The sequence below is a fragment of the Lentzea kentuckyensis genome, assembly GCF_002150765.1.
GTDB classification, from domain to species: domain Bacteria; phylum Actinomycetota; class Actinomycetes; order Mycobacteriales; family Pseudonocardiaceae; genus Lentzea; species Lentzea kentuckyensis.
Genome location: NZ_MUYM01000004.1, coordinates 49,145 through 66,619 on the forward strand (window position 1 = coordinate 49,145; position 17,475 = coordinate 66,619).

General features: G+C 69.9%; 18 protein-coding genes and 1 riboswitch. Of the genes, 12 read left to right on the forward strand and 6 right to left on the reverse strand.

What is annotated here, in order from left to right:
* The first annotated feature begins 129 nt into the window (after positions 1-129).
* Both B0F77_RS02705 and B0F77_RS02710 read left to right on the forward strand, forming a co-directional pair.
* Complete coding sequence (locus tag B0F77_RS02705; RefSeq protein WP_086661143.1) at positions 130-948, forward strand: SAM-dependent methyltransferase; 819 nt, start codon at positions 130-132, stop codon at positions 946-948.
* Positions 949-1,045: 97 nt separating this feature from the next.
* Entirely contained in the window at positions 1,046-2,143 is a 1,098-nt protein-coding gene (locus B0F77_RS02710) for an FAD-dependent monooxygenase (protein WP_086661144.1), read from the forward strand.
* Here B0F77_RS02710 and B0F77_RS02715 read toward each other — a convergent pair.
* A complete protein-coding gene (locus B0F77_RS02715) occupies positions 2,124-3,689 on the reverse strand; it encodes a DUF6461 domain-containing protein (protein ID WP_086661145.1) in 1,566 nt (521 codons plus the stop codon). The genes B0F77_RS02710 and B0F77_RS02715 overlap by 20 nt on opposite strands.
* A 91-nt stretch (positions 3,690-3,780) precedes the next feature.
* A riboswitch (adenosylcobalamin-variant (AdoCbl-variant) riboswitch) is annotated at positions 3,781-3,852 on the forward strand.
* A 48-nt stretch (positions 3,853-3,900) separates the two neighbouring features.
* Between B0F77_RS02715 and B0F77_RS02720 the strand changes: the two genes are divergently transcribed.
* Genes B0F77_RS02720 through surE form a run of 9 tightly spaced genes read left to right on the forward strand, consistent with a single transcriptional unit; the run spans position 3,901 to position 13,123 of the window.
* The gene (locus B0F77_RS02720; protein WP_158102574.1) at positions 3,901-5,088 is read left to right on the forward strand and encodes a prenyltransferase/squalene oxidase repeat-containing protein; all 1,188 of its coding nucleotides are present in this window, start codon (positions 3,901-3,903) and stop codon (positions 5,086-5,088) included.
* The gene (locus tag B0F77_RS02725; protein ID WP_086661268.1) at positions 5,088-5,495 is read left to right on the forward strand and encodes a hypothetical protein; all 408 of its coding nucleotides are present in this window, start codon (positions 5,088-5,090) and stop codon (positions 5,493-5,495) included. The genes B0F77_RS02720 and B0F77_RS02725 overlap by 1 nt, the downstream gene beginning before the upstream one ends.
* The gene (locus B0F77_RS02730; RefSeq protein ID WP_086661146.1) at positions 5,492-6,253 is read left to right on the forward strand and encodes a hypothetical protein; all 762 of its coding nucleotides are present in this window, start codon (positions 5,492-5,494) and stop codon (positions 6,251-6,253) included. The genes B0F77_RS02725 and B0F77_RS02730 overlap by 4 nt, the downstream gene beginning before the upstream one ends.
* Positions 6,250-7,281 (forward strand): CbiQ family ECF transporter T component, encoded by a 1,032-nt coding sequence (locus B0F77_RS50475; RefSeq protein ID WP_281252464.1) that lies wholly within the window; start codon positions 6,250-6,252, stop codon positions 7,279-7,281. Before B0F77_RS02730 ends, B0F77_RS50475 begins: the two co-directional genes overlap by 4 nt.
* Positions 7,278-8,834, forward strand: a complete 1,557-nt coding sequence (locus B0F77_RS02740) for an ABC transporter ATP-binding protein (RefSeq protein WP_086661148.1) — start codon at positions 7,278-7,280, stop codon at positions 8,832-8,834. Before B0F77_RS50475 ends, B0F77_RS02740 begins: the two co-directional genes overlap by 4 nt.
* Complete coding sequence (locus B0F77_RS02745; protein WP_086661149.1) at positions 8,831-9,673, forward strand: ECF transporter S component; 843 nt, start codon at positions 8,831-8,833, stop codon at positions 9,671-9,673. The genes B0F77_RS02740 and B0F77_RS02745 overlap by 4 nt, the downstream gene beginning before the upstream one ends.
* Complete coding sequence (locus B0F77_RS02750; protein WP_086661150.1) at positions 9,670-11,397, forward strand: family 20 glycosylhydrolase; 1,728 nt, start codon at positions 9,670-9,672, stop codon at positions 11,395-11,397. The genes B0F77_RS02745 and B0F77_RS02750 overlap by 4 nt, the downstream gene beginning before the upstream one ends.
* Before the next feature lie 60 nt (positions 11,398-11,457).
* A complete protein-coding gene (locus B0F77_RS02755) occupies positions 11,458-12,363 on the forward strand; it encodes a 1-phosphofructokinase family hexose kinase (RefSeq protein WP_086661151.1) in 906 nt (301 codons plus the stop codon).
* A gap of 4 nt (positions 12,364-12,367) precedes the next feature.
* Complete coding sequence (gene surE, locus B0F77_RS02760; protein WP_086661152.1) at positions 12,368-13,123, forward strand: 5'/3'-nucleotidase SurE; 756 nt, start codon at positions 12,368-12,370, stop codon at positions 13,121-13,123.
* Here surE and B0F77_RS02765 read toward each other — a convergent pair.
* From B0F77_RS02765 to B0F77_RS02775, 3 genes are read right to left on the reverse strand one after another with little or no spacing between them, the layout of a single operon-like run.
* Complete coding sequence (locus tag B0F77_RS02765) at positions 13,086-13,406, reverse strand: hypothetical protein (RefSeq protein ID WP_143466535.1); 321 nt, start codon at positions 13,404-13,406, stop codon at positions 13,086-13,088. The genes surE and B0F77_RS02765 overlap by 38 nt on opposite strands.
* Before the next feature lie 16 nt (positions 13,407-13,422).
* Positions 13,423-13,818, reverse strand: a complete 396-nt coding sequence (locus tag B0F77_RS02770; protein ID WP_086661154.1) for a DUF5313 family protein — start codon at positions 13,816-13,818, stop codon at positions 13,423-13,425.
* Positions 13,815-14,264, reverse strand: a complete 450-nt coding sequence (locus B0F77_RS02775; protein ID WP_086661155.1) for a MarR family winged helix-turn-helix transcriptional regulator — start codon at positions 14,262-14,264, stop codon at positions 13,815-13,817. The genes B0F77_RS02770 and B0F77_RS02775 overlap by 4 nt, the downstream gene beginning before the upstream one ends.
* Before the next feature lie 68 nt (positions 14,265-14,332).
* Between B0F77_RS02775 and B0F77_RS02780 the strand changes: the two genes are divergently transcribed.
* Positions 14,333-14,962, forward strand: coding sequence for a GNAT family N-acetyltransferase (locus tag B0F77_RS02780; protein ID WP_245847786.1), 630 nt, complete (start codon positions 14,333-14,335; stop codon positions 14,960-14,962).
* A 14-nt stretch (positions 14,963-14,976) separates the two neighbouring features.
* On the opposite strand, the gene B0F77_RS02785 is transcribed toward B0F77_RS02780, so the two are convergent.
* Both B0F77_RS02785 and B0F77_RS02790 read right to left on the reverse strand, forming a co-directional pair.
* Entirely contained in the window at positions 14,977-16,308 is a 1,332-nt protein-coding gene (locus B0F77_RS02785; RefSeq protein WP_086661156.1) for an FAD-binding oxidoreductase, read from the reverse strand.
* 81 nt (positions 16,309-16,389) lie between these two features.
* A complete protein-coding gene (locus tag B0F77_RS02790; RefSeq protein ID WP_211293638.1) occupies positions 16,390-17,469 on the reverse strand; it encodes an aminotransferase-like domain-containing protein in 1,080 nt (359 codons plus the stop codon).
* Positions 17,470-17,475 lie beyond the last annotated feature (6 nt).

The window sequence follows — 17,475 nt, forward strand, 5'->3', positions numbered from 1 at the left end:
CGCGACCCCGAACAACCTAGAGCCATCGCGCCAGTGGTGGCGAGCAGATACACACGATTGGATGCTCATCCGTTCGGCCGATCTGCCGCACACATCGGCAGGTATGGCGTACACAAGTACGCTCAGTCGGTGAGCAACGACCTCGGTTGGGTTCCACCAGGTGTAGACACGACGGTGCCGTCACCGGCACGGGTGTACGACTACTGGCTCGGTGGCGGTCACAACTTCGCCCCGGACCGCATGCTGGCCGAGAAGATCCTGCAGATCATGCCCGGCGTCCGTGACGCCGCGCGGCTCAACAGGTCGTTCCTGCGCAGGGCCGCGCTGCACATGGTCCAGCAGGGCGTGCGGCAGTTCCTCGACATCGGCTCCGGCATCCCCACCGTGGGCAACCTGCACGAGATCGTGCAGGCGGAGGCCCCCGACTGCCGGGTCGTCTACGTCGACCGGGATCCGGTGGCGGTCGCGCACAGCGAGCTGATCCTGGCCGGCAACGGCAACACCGCCGTGGTGCAGGCCGATCTGCGCGACCTGGACGCGATCTTCAACGCCGACCCGACCCGCAAGCTCCTCGACTTCGACCAGCCGGTCGGCCTGTTCATGTTGCTGGTGCTGCACTTCGTTCCGGACGACTGGGAACCGGCGGCGGTCGTCGGCCAGTACCGCGACCGGCTGGCGCCCGGCAGTTTCCTCGCGTTGTCACACGCGTCGGCCGAGGCCAAGCCCGCCGGCATGGACGAGGCCGTGCAGGCCTACAACACCAAGAGCTCCCAGAACCAGGCCTTCCCGCGCACGCACGACGAGGTGCTGGCGTTCTTCGGCGGGTTCGAGCTGGTCGAGCCGGGGCTCGTCGGCTGCCCGGCGTGGCGGCCGGACGGTGCGGGCGACTTCGCGGCGAACCCGGAGATCAACGAGGTCCCGTTCGCGGGGGTCGCTGTCAAACCCTGACTGTCAAACCCTGAACGGGGCTGACAGCCGTTGGACAGCGGACGGTCAGTGCTGGTCGGCACCTTGTGAGCAACACCGACTCACAGGGGGCAACACCATGACGAACGTCCTGATCTCCGGCGCCAGCATCGGCGGTCCCGCACTCGCGTACTGGCTGCGCCGCTACGGTTTCAGCGTCACCGTGGTCGAGCGGGCACGCGGCCTGCGGCCCGGCGGCCAGGCCATCGACGTGCGCGGTCCCGCGTTGGAGGTCGTCGAGCGGATGGGCCTCGGCGACCAGCTGCGGTCGTTCGACACGAACATGCGCGGCATGAGCATGGTCGACGCGGACGGCAACGAGCTGTTCAGCTCCACGACGCACACCCTCAGCGGCGGCGACCTCGCGAGCCCCGACGTCGAGCTCCTGCGCGACGACCTCGCGAACATGCTGTTCGACGCGGCCGAGGGCGTGGAGTACCTGTTCGACGACACGATCACCTCGATCGACGGCACCCGCGTGACGTTCGAGAAGGCGGCGCCCCGCGACTTCGACATCATCGTCGGCGCGGACGGCCTGCACTCCAACGTCCGCCGGCTCGCCTTCGGGCCGGAGCAGCGGTTCATCACCAACCTGGGCATGAACCTGGCCGTCTTCACCGCGCCGAACTTCCTCGGCCTGGACCACTGGCAGACCTTCCAGCAGGGTGAAATCGTCGGTGGCGGCATCATGAGCGCCCGCGCGAACGCGGAATGCCGCGTCTACATGGGTTTCAACGGTGAGGTGGACTTCGACTACCGCGACGTCGACGCACAGCGCGCGTTGATCGCCGAGAAGTTCGCCGACGCCGGCTGGGCGTGGCCGACCGCGCTGAAGCACATGTGGGAGGCGCCCGACTTCCACTTCGACTCGATGAGCCAGATCCGGATGGACTCCTGGTCCCGCGGCAACGTCGTGCTGCTCGGTGACGCGGGCTACTGCGGTTCGCCGTTGTCCGGTCAGGGCACCAGCATGGCGCTGGTGGGCGCGTACGTGCTCGCCGGCGAACTGCGCGACAACCCCGGCAACCCCGCCACCGCCTTCCAGCGCTACGAGGAGATCCTGCGGCCGTACGTGACGGCCAACCAGGACATGGCGCTGCGCAACCAGGAACGCGGCGGTGCTCCCGGCGACGACTTCGCGGAGATCGTGAACAGTCTCAGTCTTCCCAGCTACTGAACAACTCCTCGATCGCCGCGCGGACGTCGTCCTCGGGGATCACGGCACCGGTGAACCTCACCGCCGCCGTGATCCCCTTGGCGTTGCGGTGCCGCCAGTCAGCGAAGTTCAGGCCCTCCACCGCCTTTCCCACCTCCGGATCGACGTTGGTCCACTCCGGGTTCAGCACCTCGCGGGCGTCGACCACCTGACCGTCGCGGGCGAACGACAGGCACGTCAGTGCGTCCGCGGTCCAGAAGTGGCTGGCGGCCTTTCCGTTGCGGGACAAGCGTTCCAGCACCTCAGGCCGGGAGCCCTGATAATTGTTGACCTCGATGACGATCACGTCGCTGCCGATCTCCACGGCGATCGAGTCCTCCTCGAACTCGTCCACCACGTCGTCGACGTCGATGTTCGTGATGATCGTGACGGTCGCCGCCACCTCGAGCTCGTCCTCGAGCCACCAGTACGGACGCTCGGGACGGGAGAGCGGTGGCGGCGCGGGTTCTCCGCGCAGCAGGTGGCCGACCCGGTCGGTCGCCTTGCGCAGCACCGGATCCCGATGCGGCTCCGGCCAGATGAGGAGTTCGTACCGCTCGTCGCCCTCGTCGCGGCCGGTCGCACACACGCGGACCCGGAACTCGCCCGGCCACGGTGCGGTGGCGCCGTGGCCGAGCTTCGCGTCGCCCTGCACCGCGCGGTAGCTGATCTCCGCGATCTCGTCCCACATCTCGGCGTTCGGCAGCGGTGGCGCCTGCATCAGCACGCTCACCGACACGGGGACCTGGCCCTCCGCGATGCCGGTGCGGACCGCGAACCCGGTGTCGATCGCGCTCACCAGACCCGTCGCGGTGAAGTCGGCTTTGGTGAGGCCCAGTTCCTCGACGAGCACGAACTCGTGGTCGAACACCACGGCGTTCGTGTACCACGACGCACTGCGGTACTCCGCGCGTCGCTTGTCCAGCAACGCTTGTTCGTACGCGGGCGGCATGGCGACGTCCGGGAGGATCTCCGCGGTGGCACCGATCGCGATCCCGACGGCCGCCACCGGGTCGGACGCGGCGGGCGTGCCGAGCGCGTTCAGCACCGCCCTGGACACGGCCACGGCGACCGCGAGATGTGCGGCACCGCGCTTGGTGACGATGGCCGCCTCGTCGCCGGTGAAGTCGGTGAGGTCCGGGAGCAGTGCCCGCACGTGCCGGACGATCAGGCCGGTCGCGCCGGGGTGCACGCCCTCCACCAGGATCATCGGAGTGGCCATCGCGCTCTGACCGGTCGAGGTCAGGTACGAGAACGCGCTGCCGTCGGGCAACGGCTTCAGTTCCGCGACGAGCTCCTGCGGCGCGGTCAGGTCCAGCCGGGCCACGGCCAGTTCCAGCGCGCCGAGCAGCCGTTCCGCCGACAGGCCCGCAACGTCGCGCAACGCCTGCTGCACGAGTGACCCGCTCGGGAAGGCGTCCCGCCTCCCGCGTTCGGTGCGCCTGCCCAGTTCCGCCGCCGGAGCCGCGGGGATCAGCGCCTCGATCCGCGCCGCGGTGTTCATGATCAGTTCTCGGAAGTCCCCCACTCCGGCGAGTGTGGCAGTCGATGGCCCAGCTCACAGCCATTTGACTCGAATTGATCCCTCCCGCACGATCGGGAGTCGACAACAGCATCCGCACGCCGCGGGGGAAGCCGGTGCAACTCCGGCACTGACCCGCAACGGTGAAAGTCCGACTGCCCGTGGCGCGCGGTAGCTCCACCAACCCCGTCGAGGAACAGCGGGGCAGGGAGGCGTAGTGATCAGGAAATCCGCGTTGGTCGCGGTCGTCGCGGCCGCGCTCGTGGCGGCACCGCAGGCGCAGGCGGCCGAGCTCTCGTCGGGAACCTGGCTGGCCGGCCAGTTCAGCGGGGGTGATCGACTGCTCCGCTTCCCGAACGACCCCTCCTCCGGTGATCCCGGCCTCACCGCCGACGGCGTCTACGCGTTGGCGGCCGCGGGCGTCGGCAAGTCGACCGCGGTGAAGGCCGCCGCGTGGCTGGCCGCGTCACCGCAGCTGGAGACGTTCATCGGCGACGGCGAGGCCGAGTCGTACGTCGGCGGCCTCACGAAGCTCGCGCTGGTCGCGCAGACGCTCGGGGACGACCCGGCGGAGTTCGGCGGCGTGGATCTGGTGAAACGGCTGGTGGCGCTGGAAGAGCCGACCGGGCGGTTCCGCGACAGGACCGATCCGTCGTTCGACCAGACCAACGCGTTCACGCAGGCGCTGGCGATCATCGTGCTGAAGCGCGCGGGGCAGGACGTCGCGCAGCCCGTCACGTTCCAGGCCGCCGCGCAGTGCCCGGACGGCGGGTTCCCGATCGTGTTCGGCGAGGCGGCCTGCAAGTCCGATGTGGACGGTACGGCGATGGTGTTGCAGGCACTGCTGGCCGCGGGGGAGAAGACCGCGTCGGCGAAGGCCCTCGACTGGCTCGTGGCGCAGCAGCAGGCCGACGGCGGGTTCCAGGCGATGGTGCCGCCGACGAACGCCAACACCACCGGCCTCGCCGTCGGTGCCCTGGTCGCCGGTGGTCGGACGGCCGCCGCGGACAAGGCCGTCGCCTTCCTGAAGACGTTGCAGCTCGGTTGCGCCGCACCTGGGGCCCAGCGCGGCGCGATCGCGTTCGACAGCAAGGGTTTCGACGCCGGAACCACCCTGCGCGCGACCGTGCAGGGCATGCTCGGGCTGGCTCGGGTGAGCCTCGCCGAGGTGTCCGCGGCGTCCGCTGCTGCCGGCGTGCCCGCGATCGTCTGCTCCGCACCGGTCACCTCCGCGCCGGTCACCTCGGCGCCCGCCCCGGCCGGCCCCGCCGAGCCGCCGGTGGATCCGCCGCTCGCCGCCACCGGCCCGGACCAGGCCGTGCCGCTGACGCTGTTCGGTTCGTTCGCGGTCGTCGCCGGTGCCGTGCTGCTCGTGGTTTTCCGTCGTCGGAAGGTTGGTGCGTGATGCGCCGGATCCTCGTTGTTCTCGCCCTCGCCGCGAGCTCGTTCGTCGTCGTTCCCGCGTCGGCTGCTGACTGCGCGTACGTGAAGGTCGTCGTGGACTTCACCGCGTTCGGGGGCGGCGTCGAAACCGCTTGCACCACAGCCGATCCGGCCAACGGTCTCGAAGCGCTGAAGCCGAACTTCCCGTACACCACCGTGCCGCGCCAACCCGGTTTCGTGTGCACGATCAAGAAGCTGCCGAACCCGTGCACCATGCCCACGACCAGCGCGTACTGGTCGTACTGGCACGCCACGCCCGGCGGCACCTGCACCTACAGCACCTCGGGCGCGGGCAGCTACGACCCGGCGCCGGGCACCGTCGAGGGCTGGTCGTTCGGCGCGGGCACCGCTCCGAACGCCACTCCGTGAAAAGGCTCTTCGTCGCGCTGGCACTGGTGGTCGCGTTTCTGCCGGTGCCGGTGCCGGCGCACGCGGCGGGCTGCGACGGCGTGACCGTCGTCGTGGACTTCCGCGCCCTCGGGGGAGGCGTGCAACAAGGTTGCGCGCCGGGCAGTCCGACGTCCGGGGTGGCGGCGCTGACGGCGGCCGGGTTCGGCTACACGTACGCGTCGCGCCAGCAGGGTTTCGTGTGCCGCATCAACGGAAAGCCGGGCGCGGACGCGGACAGGTGCGTCACCACCTCGCCCGCTTCGGCGTACTGGTCGTACTGGCACGGCTCGCCGGGCGGTTCCTGGTCGTACAGCAACCAGGGCGCGGCGACGTACGTGCCGGCTCGCGGAACCGTCGAGGGCTGGGCGTTCGGCGCCGGGGAACAGCCCGGCATCGCACCGCCCGCGGCTCCGGCACCCGTGCCTCCCGCACCGCAACCGCCACCGGTGCAGCAACCTCCGGCCCGACAACCGCCGGCACAACAACCACCAGCCGTGACAACGACTACCGCGCCGCCCACCTCCTCGGCGGTTCCGACGTCGTCTTCGGCAACGACTTCCTCCTCGACGCCTTCGACCACTGTGTCGTCGGTGGCGGTCGAAGAGAAGTCGCAGCAGGTTGCGGAGAAGTCGGGGTCCGGGTGGCTATGGACGGGGATCGGCGCCCTGTTGATCGCGGCGCTCGTGGTGGCCGGCCTGCTGATCGCACGACGTCGCCGCGGCGCGGAAGACGCGTGAGGCTGCACTCCGGTGCGTGGTGGCTTTGGGCGCTGGGCCTGGCCACCGCCGCCAGCCGCACGACGAACCCCCTGGTGCTGGGCCTGATCCTGGCCGTGGCGGGCGTGGTCGTGGTGACCTGCCGGGCGAACACGCCGTGGGCGGGAACCTACGGCGTGTTCCTCAAGTTCGGCCTGCTGATCATCGGCCTGCGCGTTCTGCTGCACGTCTTCCTCGGCGGCATCGCGGGCCCGACGATCCTGTTCACGCTGCCTCAGGTCCCGCTCCCGGACTGGGCCCAGGGCATCAGAATCGGCGGCCCGGTCTCCACCGAGGGGCTGGTTTTCGCGCTGTACCAGGGTTTGCTGCTCGCGACGATCCTCAGCTGCGTAGGTGCCGCCAACGCCCTCGCGAACCCCAAACGCCTGCTCCGCTCGCTGCCCGCCGCGTTGTACGAGGTGAGCGTGGCCGTCGTGGTGGCGCTGACCGTGGCACCGCAGCTGGTCGCGTCCGCGCGGTCGGTGCGGAAGGCGCGTCAGCTCAGAGGTGACACGGCACGTGGTGTGCGGGCGGTCCGCACGATGTTGGTGCCGGTGCTGGAAGACGCCCTCGAACGGTCGTTGGTGCTGGCCGCCTCCATGGACTCCCGCGGCTATGGCCGCACGGCCGGTATCTCGCGGCGGGACCGGGCGTTGACGGGAACGTTGGTGCTGGCCGGGCTCTTCGGGTTCTGCATCGGCATGTACGGCCTGCTCGCCGACGCGTACTCCGGCTGGCCGCTGCTGGCGCTCGGCGGTGTGCTGGCGATCGCGGGCCTGAAGGTCGGCGCGCGCCGGGTGCCGCGCACGCGTTATCGGCCGGACCGGTGGACCGCCAGGGCTGTCGGGGTGGCGTTGAGCGGGGCCGTGGCGGCTGTGGTGCTGGTGTTCTCGGCGGATCCGGCGTTGTCGCCGTCGACGGTGCCGCTGACCGCGCCGGAACTGCCGCTGCTGCCGGCGTTGGCCGTGTTGGTGGCGTTGGCACCGATGGTGATCGCGAGGGAAGCATGATCGAGTTCGAGAACGTCACGATCACCTACGCCGAGCAGCCGGTGCTGTCGGGCATCTCGGTGGAGATCCCCGAGGGCGAGCTGTGCCTGGTCGTCGGCCGCACCGGCTCCGGCAAGTCGACGTTCCTGCGCGCGATCAACGGCCTGGTCCCGCACTTCAGCGGGGGCACGCTGGCCGGACGGGTGCTGGTGGACGGCCGTGACACCGCGAAGCACCCGCCGCGCGAACTGGCGGACGTGGTCGGGTTCGTCGGCCAGGACCCGATGGCGGGCTTCGTCGCGGACAACGTCGAGGACGAGCTCGCCTACTCGATGGAGTCGCTCGGCCTGCCCGGCGACGTCATGCGCAAGCGCGTCGAGGAAACCCTTGACCTGCTGGGCCTTGCCTCGTTACGAGACCGTCCACTCGCGACTCTGAGCGGCGGCCAGCAGCAACGGGTCGCGATCGGCGCGGCACTCACCGCCCACCCGAGGATCCTCGTCCTGGACGAACCGACCTCCGCGCTCGACCCCGGCGCCGCCGAAGACGTTCTGGCCGCCGTGCAACGGCTTGTGCACGACCTCGGCATGACGGTCGTGATCGCCGAGCACCGCCTGGAACGCGTCGCCCAGTACGCGGACCGGGCCCTCCTGCTGCCGCAGGGCGAGATCGGCGACGTCGGTGAGATCCTGGCCGCCGCACCGGTCGCGCCACCCGTGGTCAGACTCGCGCGGGTCGCCGGGTGGTCGCCCGTACCGGTGAGCGTGCGAGACGCGCGGCGGGTCGCGGCACCCCTGCGCGCACGACTCCCGCAACCCACGACCGAGACCCGCGAACCGACCGCGACCGTGCTCGAAGCGCGGGACGTCGTCGTGAAGTACGGCGATGTCCGGGCCGTGCAAGGGGTTTCGCTGGCCGTCGGTGCCGGGGAACGCGTCGCGCTCATGGGCCGCAACGGTTCCGGCAAGTCGTCGCTGCTGTGGGCGGTGCAGGGCAGTGGCAAGCGCGCGTCCGGCACCGTGTCCGTCGGTGGCACCGACCCGAAGACGTCGAAGCCCGCCGTACGCCGCACAACCGTCGCGTTGGTGCCTCAGCAGCCGTCCGACCTGCTCTACCTGGAGTCGGTCGCGCAGGAGTGCGCGCTGGCCGACACCGAGACCGGTCGACCGGCCGGTACCTGCCGGAGGTTGCTGGACGGCCTGGCTTCCGTGCCGCAGGACGCGCACCCGCGCGACCTGTCGGAGGGCCAACGGCTCGCGCTCGTGCTGGCCGTGATGCTGACCGGGGCCCCGGGCGTGCTGCTGCTCGACGAACCGACGCGCGGCCTCGACCACCCGGCGAAGGCAGCGCTCGCCGAGGTGCTCAAGAAGTCGGGCAGTGCGATCGTGCTGGCCACGCACGACGTCGAGTTCGTCGCCGAGTACGCGACGCGGGTGATCGTGATGGCCGAGGGCGAGGTGGTCGCGGACGGCCCGGCGCGCGAGGTGGTCACCTCGTCACCGATCTTCGCCCCGCAGGTCAGCAAGATCCTCGGGCCGTGGCTGACGGTCGCCGACGTCGAGGCAGCGCTGTGATCGCGATTCCACGCCGGTCGGCGATCGCCCTGGTGGTGTCCGGGGTGATCGGCCTGGCCGCGTTCACCTGGCCGCTGTTCGTCGCGCCGTCCAGCGACATCGCGCACGGCGGTGACGCGCCGTGGACGTTCGCGCTGCTGCTGCCGTTGGTGCTGGCGGTCGTCCTCGCCGAGTTGAGCGACAAGGGCATGGACTCCAAGGCGATCGCCATGCTCGGGGTGCTGTCCGCGCTCGGCGCCGCGATCCGGCCGCTCGGCGCGGGCACGGCGGGCATCGAGACGGTCTTCTTCCTGATGGTGCTGGGCGGCCGGGTGTTCGGCCCCGGCTTCGGTTTCGTGCTGGGCAACACCACGTTGTTCGCCTCGGCCCTGCTGACCGGCGGCGTCGGCCCGTGGCTGCCGTACCAGATGCTCGGCGCGGCCTGGGTCGCTCTCGGTGCCGGCCTGCTCCCGCAGTGGCGCGGCCGGGCGGAGATCGCGCTGCTGGCGGGGTACGGCGTGATCAGTTCACTGCTGTTCGGGTTCCTGCTGAACCTGTCGTTCTGGCCGTTCGCGGTCGGCGAGGGCACCTCGGTGAGCTTCGACCCGGACGCGTCCGCGGGCACGAACCTGGTGCGGCTGGCGGCTTTCACGCTCGCCACCTCGCTCGGCTGGGACGTCGGGCGAGCCGTCACCACCGCGGTTCTGGTGGTGCTGACGGGACCCGTGCTGCTGCGGACACTGCGCCGCGCCGCACGGAGAGCCACGTTCGAATTGGCTCAGACCATTGACGGCCGATGGGAAGGATGGTCACGCTGGTCCTCGGGTCGCCGCCCCTCGACTCATGAGGAGGAGTCGTGAGAACTCGGGTTCTCGCCGTGGTCGTCACCGTGACCGCGGCGCTCTCCGTGAGCGCGCAGTCGCAGGCCGCGGAACCGTTGCGGAGTCTCGTCCCGATACCTGTCTCGGTCCAGGCCAGGGCAGGCGTCACGCACAACCTGACGGCCGCCACCAAGATCTACACCGCCCCGGCCGCACGGGACGTCGGCACCTTCCTGGCGGGCGTGCTGCGGCCGTCGACCGGGTACGCCCTGCCGGTGTCCGACGCGGTCGGCACACCCGCTGACGGCATCTCGCTGCTGCTGTCGGGGGCACCTGGCCAGGTCGGCCAGCAGGGTTACCAGCTCGACGTCGCGGCGAACGCCATCGTGGTGCGCGCCAACACTTCGGAGGGCTTGTTCGCCGGCGCGCAGACGCTCCGGCAGCTGCTGCCCGCCGCCGTGGAGAGCCCGACCACGCAACCCGGTCCGTGGAGCGTGCCGGGTGCGCTGATCATCGACCACCCGCGGTTCTCCCACCGTGGCGCGATGCTCGACGTGGCCCGCCACTTCCACCCGGTCGCCACGGTCAAGCGCTATCTCGACCAGCTGGCGCTCTACAAGATCAACTACTTCCACCTGCACCTGAGCGACGACCAGGGCTGGCGGATCGTGATCGACAGCTGGCCGCGGCTCGCGACCTACGGCGGCAGCACGCAGGTCGGCGGCGGCCCCGGCGGTTACTACACCAAGGCGCAGTACAGCGAGATCGTGCAGTACGCGGCGGCGCGCGGGATCACGGTGATCCCCGAGATCGACATGCCCGGCCACACCAACGCCGCGCAGGCCTCGTACGCCGAGCTCAACTGCACCAACCAGGCCCCGCCGCTGCGCACGGACATAGAGGTCGGCTACTCCTCGCTGTGCGTGAACAAGGACATCACCTACCAGTTCATCGATGACGTGGTGCGCGAGATCGCGGCGCTCACGCCCGGCCCGTACTTCCACATCGGCGGCGACGAGGCGCACGCGACCTCCGACGCCGACTACCAGACGTTCATGAACCGCGCCCTGCCGATCGTGCGGAAATACGGCAAGACCGTGCTCGGCTGGCACGAGTTCGTGAAGACCACGACCGACACCACCGCCATCCCGCAGTACTGGGGCACCACGACGTCCAACGCGACGGTGCAGGCAGCGGCGGCGCGCGGCAACAAGGTCATCATGTCGCCCGCGAACAAGGCGTACCTGGACATGAAGTACAACTCCAGCACGCCGCTCGGCCTGTCGTGGGCGGGCTACATCGAGGTCCAGACCGCCTACGAGTGGAACCCCGGCACGCACCTGAGCGGTGTCCCGGAGTCCGCGGTCCGCGGCGTCGAAGCTCCACTGTGGACCGAGACGATCGTGACCGGGCGCGACATCGAGTTCATGGCGTTCCCGCGGCTCGGGGCGATCGCGGAGCTCGCCTGGTCGCCGTGGTCGACGCACAACTGGGACCAGTTCAAGGTGCGTCTGGGCAACCAGGGCCCGCGCTGGACGACCATGGGCATCAACTTCTACAGGTCGACCCAGGTCCCGTGGGACACCGGCGGCCCGCCGCCCGGCCCGTGCTCGCAGCCGGCGTGGGAGCGCGCGAAGGTCTACACCGGCGGCAACGTGGTCTCGCACAACGGCCACAAGTGGACCGCGCAGTGGTGGACGCAGGGCGAGGAGCCCGGCACCACCGGCCAGTGGGGCGTCTGGCGCGACGGCGGAGTCTGCTGAGGCCGGGGCGTGATTCGGTGCGGGCGAATATCGTTCGCCCGCACCGGGTACCAGGATGTCGTGGATGCCCGAGTTGCCGTATTTGCACCTTCTCCTCAGCTCACCGTCACCGTCGAGGACCTCGACGGCGAGCCCGACGTGCACCTGCACGCGGGCGGCCAGGGCTTCTGGCAGTCGAGAATGATCGCCGCGCTGGGCGTCGAAGCCGTGGTGTGTGCGACGTTCGGTGGCGAAACAGGCCGTGTGCTGCGCACGTTGCTGGAAGGCGAACATGTCGACGTGCGCGCGCATGACGTCGCCGCGCGCAACAGTGCGTACGTGCACGATCGCCGTGACGGCCACCGTTCCGAGATGGTGGAGATGCCGCCGGACGCGTTGTCCCGGCACGAGCTCGACGACCTGTACGAGGCAACGCTGATCGAAGGCATACGCGCGGGCACGGCCGTGTTGAGCGGTCCGTCCGACGACCGGGTGCTGCCCCACGAGACGTACTACCGCCTGACCGCCGACCTGACCAGCAACGACTGCCGCGTGATCGTCGACCTGTCCGGCGACCGGCTCGCCGAAGCGGTGCGCGGCGGCCCGCACGTCGTGAAGGTCTCGCACGAGGAACTGGGCGAGGAAGACGTGCCCAAGCTCGTGCACAAGGCCCGTGACATCGCTTCTTCAGGCGTGCACGGTGTCGTCGTCTCTCGCGCTGACGAACCGGCGTTGGCGCTGCTCAACGACCAGTTGTACTTCGTGCGAATGCCTCAGTTGCAACCCGTCGACACGCGCGGCGCCGGCGACTCCATGACCGCGGGGATTTCGGCGGGACTCGCGCTGGGTATGTCGTTGGAGGACGCGGTGAAGCTCGGCGCGGCCGCCGGTGCGGTCAACGTGACGCGGCACGGCCTCGGCAGCGGAGGGGGAGAAGCGGTGCGCGAGCTGGGCAAACGCGTGGAACTGGAGCCGATCGAGGAATGAGCGGATGCGCGCGCTGATCACCAACGACGACGGAATCGACTCTCCCGGCCTCGCGACCCTGGCCACCGCGGCGCTGGACTGCGGGCTCGACGTGGTCGTCGCGGCGCCGTCGGCGCAGGCCAGCGGCACCTCGGCGTCGGTCGTGGCCGTCAGCGACACCGGCCGCGTGGCCAGCTCGCGCCGCACGCTGCCGGGTGTGGACGTCGAGGCCTACGCGGTGGCCGCACACCCAGGCCTGATCTCGCTGATCGCGTGCCGTGGCGGGTTCGGCGGCAAACCGGACCTCGTCCTGTCCGGCGTGAACCTGGGCGCGAACGTCGGCCGGGCGATCCTGCACTCGGGCACGGTCGGCGCCGCGCTGACCGCCCACCTCAACGACGTCACGGCGATGGCGGTGTCGCTCGACGTCGGATTGGACGGGCCCGAACCGTTGTGGGACAAGGCGGGCGAGGCCGTGCGCGCGGTGCTGCCGGTGTTGCTGGAGATGCCCGCGGCCTCGGTCGTCTCGCTGAACGTGCCCAACATCGTTGACGTGCAAGGACTTCGCTGGGCCGAGCTGGCGAGGTTCGGCACGGTGCAGAGCCGCGTGGACGAACTGGACGACGGCGAGGTCGAACTCGTCCACGTGTACTCGGAGGAATCGCTCGTACCGGGCACCGACGCGGCCTTGCTGGCCGACGGCTACGCGACCCTGACGGCCCTGCGCTCGGTGGGCCGCGACGTCAGTTCGGAGCGCGCTTTGCCGGCCTGGCCAGCGTGATCACGAGCCCGATCAACGCCGTCCGCACCTCGAGAAAGCTTTCGGTGGTCACGTCGTTGAGCGAAAAAGCCAGCGTTCCGAACGACAGCAGCAACAGAATCCCGTACATCCGCGCGAGGTCGTGCCGCCACGCCATCGCGACGCCCAGCGCCCCGACCCCGACCTGGATCACGTGGTAGTTCGGGTCCAGCCCGAACACGTCGAACCATCCGAACGCGAGCTGCAACAACCCCGCTGTCAGCGTGAGCACCTGCGGCCTCGTGAACTCGAACTGATCGCTCAACAAGGCCATTCCGGTCCTACCCTTCGGATTGCCGCCAGACCGCGTCGTACTTCGCTTGTCGTTCGCGGTCCTGCGCGGCGTTTCGTTCTCGGCGCCCCTCGGTCGCCGACCCTCGTGGGTACCCGTACTTCGTGAGCCGGTAATCCACACTTTCAGGTGCGTAGGACAACGCGAAGTACAGTCCTACAACGAAACCGAGCGCTCCGCACGCGATTGCCAGTGGCCACGCCGAGCCAAGTCCGTACACGAGCGCGAGAGCGATGACCGTGACCAGCGGCGTGACCTGCACCAGGCTCCGGATCGTGAAGCGCACCAACCACTTCGGACCGGTCACGTCCTCGAAGACGAACTCGCGGTACTTCTGCGGCAGCCGTCCGCCCGCGTAGTACCAGACCTTCAGCGCGGGGTTCATCTCGTCGCCTTGGCGATCACCTTGTGCAGCACCTCGTTCAGCTGCGCGAGCTCCTCGAACGACATGTCCAGCTGCTCCACGACCTTGAAGGGGATCTTGAGTGCTTCTTTGCGGAGCTCCTGGCCTTCCGCGGTCAGCGTGAGGGCCAGCGCGCGCTCGTCGGTTTTGTCCCGCTGCCGCGTGACGTACCCGATGGCCTCCAGCCGCTTGAGCAGCGGGCTGAGCGTGCCGGGGTCGAGCTGCAGCGCGTTGCTCAGGTCCTTGACGGTGCGCGGGGACCGTTCCCAGAGGGCCAGCATCACCAGGTACTGCGGGTGGGTGAGGTTGAGCGGCTCGAGGATCGGGCGGTACACCGCGATCACCGTCCGGGAGGCCACGGCGAGGGCGAAGCAGACCTGCCGTTCCAGCTCGAGCGGGTTCTCCGGAATACTTGGTGTACTAATCATTTGTGTACACGGTAACTCGCGGGCGCACTGCGCGCCAACCGGTGTGGGCGAGGTGACAGGATCGGCGGGTGATCGATTCCTGGGGGCAGGCCGTCGAAGACTGGGTGTGGGGCTGGGCGTTGTCCCGCGGCACCCCCGATCCCGTCACGGAGCCCGACGGCTACCGCATCGACGTCGGGCTGCCCGGCCACCAGGTGCGCTACGTCCTGCGGAATCCTGGTTCGGTTCGCCCGCGCGCCGCCGGACTCACCGAACCCGGCACCTGGCTGAAGGTGTGCGGCTCGCCCGCGCGGGTGCGGTCCGGGCTGGGCGCCGGCTGGACGATTCGCGCGCCCGAGTACCTGATGAGCACCCAGTTGGAGGACCAGCCGCCCGTCGCCGCTCCGGACCCCTACACCGTGGACCTGTACAGCACCGGTGACGTGCACGATGTCGTCGTCCGCGCCGCCGACGGCGAGTGTGCGGCGAAGGGACGGGTCGCGGTGCACGGCCGTGCGGCCGTCATCGACATGGTGGAGACCGACCCAGCGCACCGGAGGCGCGGTCTCGGCAAGGTCGTCATGGCTGAGCTGTCGCGCGTCGCCGCGGATCGTGGTGCGGTGCGCGCCGTGCTGGTCGCGACCGAGGACGGCCTCGCGCTTTACGAGAAGATCGGGTGGACGGTGGAAGCGCCGGTCACGGCCGCGCACATCGCCTGACCGCGGTCGGACTCTCAGGCCTTGCCCGGGTTGAAGAGGTTCAGCGGGTCGAGCGTGTTCTTGACGGCCTGCTGCACGGCGCACACGTCGGGGCCGAGTTCGCGGATCATGCCGTCGCGTTTGAGCAGGCCCACGCCGTGTTCGCCGGTGACGGTGCCGCCCAGCGCCAACGCCTGGTCGATGATGTCCTCGAACGCTGCCTGCGCGGCGATCCGCGCGTTGTCGTCGCCGGGCGGGGTGATCAGCAACGGGTGCAGGTTGCCGTCGCCGGCGTGGGCGATCGTGGCGATCCGGACGCCGTGCCTGGCGCCGATCGCCTCGATGCGGGCGAGCATCACCGGCACCTTCGACCGCGGCACGCAGACGTCCTCGGTGAGCAGCGGGCCGAGCCGTTCGAGCGCAGGGTAGGTGAGGCGGCGAGCGGCGAACAGGGCTTCGGCCTCGGTCGAGTCGGTGGAACGCTCGGTCCAGACGGCGCCCGCGTCGGTGAACGCCGCGGTGAGCCCGTCTGCGTCTTCGCCGGTCTCGGCGCGGGCCAGCAGCATCGCTTCGGTGTCCGGCTCGATGCCGAGGTGCTTCCAGTCTTCGACGGCCTGCAGGCAGGCCCGATCGATCAGCTCCAGCGCAGCCGGCTGAAGACCTCGGCGGGTGCACAGCGCGACGGCCTCGCCCGCGTCGACGAGGGTGGCGAAGGCGCCGACGACGGTGCCGGCCGGGCGTGGAGCGGGGCGCAGCCGCAGGGTGATCTCGGTGACGACGCCGAGCGTGCCCTCGGAGCCGACGAGCAGGCTGGTCAGGTCGTAGCCGGCGACGCCCTTGTTGGTGCGCCGGCCGAGCCTGACCGCGGTGCCGTACTCGACGGGGCCGCCCATCACGGCCTCCAGGCCGAGCACGTAGTCGCGCGTCACGCCGTACTTGAGGCAGCACAGGCCGCCCGCGTTGGTGGCGACGTTGCCGCCGATCGTCGACCACGGCGAGCTGGCCGGGTCCGGCGGATACCAGAGTCCTTGTGCCGCGACGGCTTTCTTCAGGTCGTCGTTCACCACGCCCGGCTGCACGACGGCGAGGAGGTTGTCCTGGTCGATCTCGATGATGCGGTTCATCCTGCTGAGGTCGAGGACGAGACAACCGTCGACCGCGTTGGCGCCGCCGGACAGTCCGGTGCCCGCGCCCCTCGGCACGATCGGGATGTTGTGCTCCGCGCAGGCTTTCACGGCCTGCTGAACGTCCTCAGTGGACTCCGGGCGGAACGCGGCGAACGGCGTGCCCGCAGGCGCCCACTCCGCCTCGTCGTGGCTGAGGCTGTCGAGGGTGTTCGGGTCGGTGATGAGGTTGGCCAGCTTCATGACCGTTCCAACGCGCCGTGGTTCCGAGGCAGCAGGTGTTCCGGCAGCGACGTCCGCTGCCGGAACCCCTGGAGGCCTGGATCAGGAAAGCGAGCGAACGGCCGCGGCGAGGCGGGTGATGCCCTCGTCGATCTGCTCCGGCGTGACGCCCGAGAACGCGAGGCGCATGGCGTTGTCGCCGCCCTCCAGCAGGAAGTCCGAGCCCTTCACGAACTCGACGCCGTGCTCCTTGGCGACCCCGAACAGCTTCTCGATCGACACGCCCGGCAGCTCGACCCACATGAAGTAGCCGCCCTGCGGCGCGGTGAAGACGGCTTCCGGCAGCTCACGCTGGAGCGCGGCGACCAGGGCGTCCTTGCGGGCGCGCAGCGCGGTGCGGACGTTCGCGACCGACTCCTCGAGACGGCCGGAACGGCAGTACGAGTTCACGATCGACTGCGCCACCATGTTCGGCGAGATGTACGTGGTGGTGGCGATGTCCTGGATGGCCTTGATGGTCGCCTTCGGGCCCACCAGGTAACCGCAGCGGATGCCGGGCGCCATGGTCTTCGAGAACGACGACGCGTAGACGACCTTGTCGTTCTTGTCCTGCGACAGCATCGTCGGCAGCGGTTCGCCCTCGAACCGCACCTTGACGTACGGGTCGTCCTCGAACAGCACGAAGTCGTACTTCGCCGAGAGCTCCAGCAGCCGCGCGCGCTTCGCCTCGGACAGCGTGTAGCCGGCCGGGTTGTGGAAGTTGGGGATGATGTGCGCGAGCTTCGGCCGCACACCGCTCTCCAGCAGCTTCTCGAGCGCGTCGACGTTGATGCCGTCGGTCTCCAGCTCGATGGCGTGCACCTTGGCGCCGCGCTGGCGCAGGTTCAGCAGCGTGCGGTCGTAGGTCGGAGCCTCGACCACGACGTCGTCGCCCTTGCCGACGAGCAGCTCGAACAGGAACGCGTCGGCCTGCATCGAGCCGTTGGTGACGAGCACCTGCTCCGGCTCGACTCCGTGCTGCTCCGCGAGCCATGCGCGCAACGGCACGTAGCCCACGCTCGTGCCGTACGCGAAGGTGCCGCCGGGGTCGTCCGTGAAGGCTTTCTGCGCCGCTTCGCGCAGGCCTTCCTGGTCGATGATGTCGAGAGAGGGCGCTCCGCGCGTGAACAGGATCGAGGCCATGCGCGG

Bases quoted from the DNA above. Each gene is read 5' to 3' on its own strand.
- B0F77_RS02710 (WP_086661144.1), top strand. From the start codon at position 1,046: ATGACGAACGTCCTGATCTCCGGCGCCAGCATCGGCGGTCCCGCACTC.
- B0F77_RS02725 (WP_086661268.1), top strand. From the start codon at position 5,088: ATGCGCCGGATCCTCGTTGTTCTCGCCCTCGCCGCGAGCTCGTTCGTC.
- B0F77_RS02740 (WP_086661148.1), top strand. From the start codon at position 7,278: ATGATCGAGTTCGAGAACGTCACGATCACCTACGCCGAGCAGCCGGTG.
- surE (WP_086661152.1), top strand. From the start codon at position 12,368: ATGCGCGCGCTGATCACCAACGACGACGGAATCGACTCTCCCGGCCTC.
- B0F77_RS02770 (WP_086661154.1), bottom strand. From the start codon at position 13,818: ATGAACCCCGCGCTGAAGGTCTGGTACTACGCGGGCGGACGGCTGCCG.
- B0F77_RS02775 (WP_086661155.1), bottom strand. From the start codon at position 14,264: ATGATTAGTACACCAAGTATTCCGGAGAACCCGCTCGAGCTGGAACGG.
- B0F77_RS02785 (WP_086661156.1), bottom strand. From the start codon at position 16,308: ATGAAGCTGGCCAACCTCATCACCGACCCGAACACCCTCGACAGCCTC.
- B0F77_RS02790 (WP_211293638.1), bottom strand. From the start codon at position 17,469: ATGGCCTCGATCCTGTTCACGCGCGGAGCGCCCTCTCTCGACATCATC.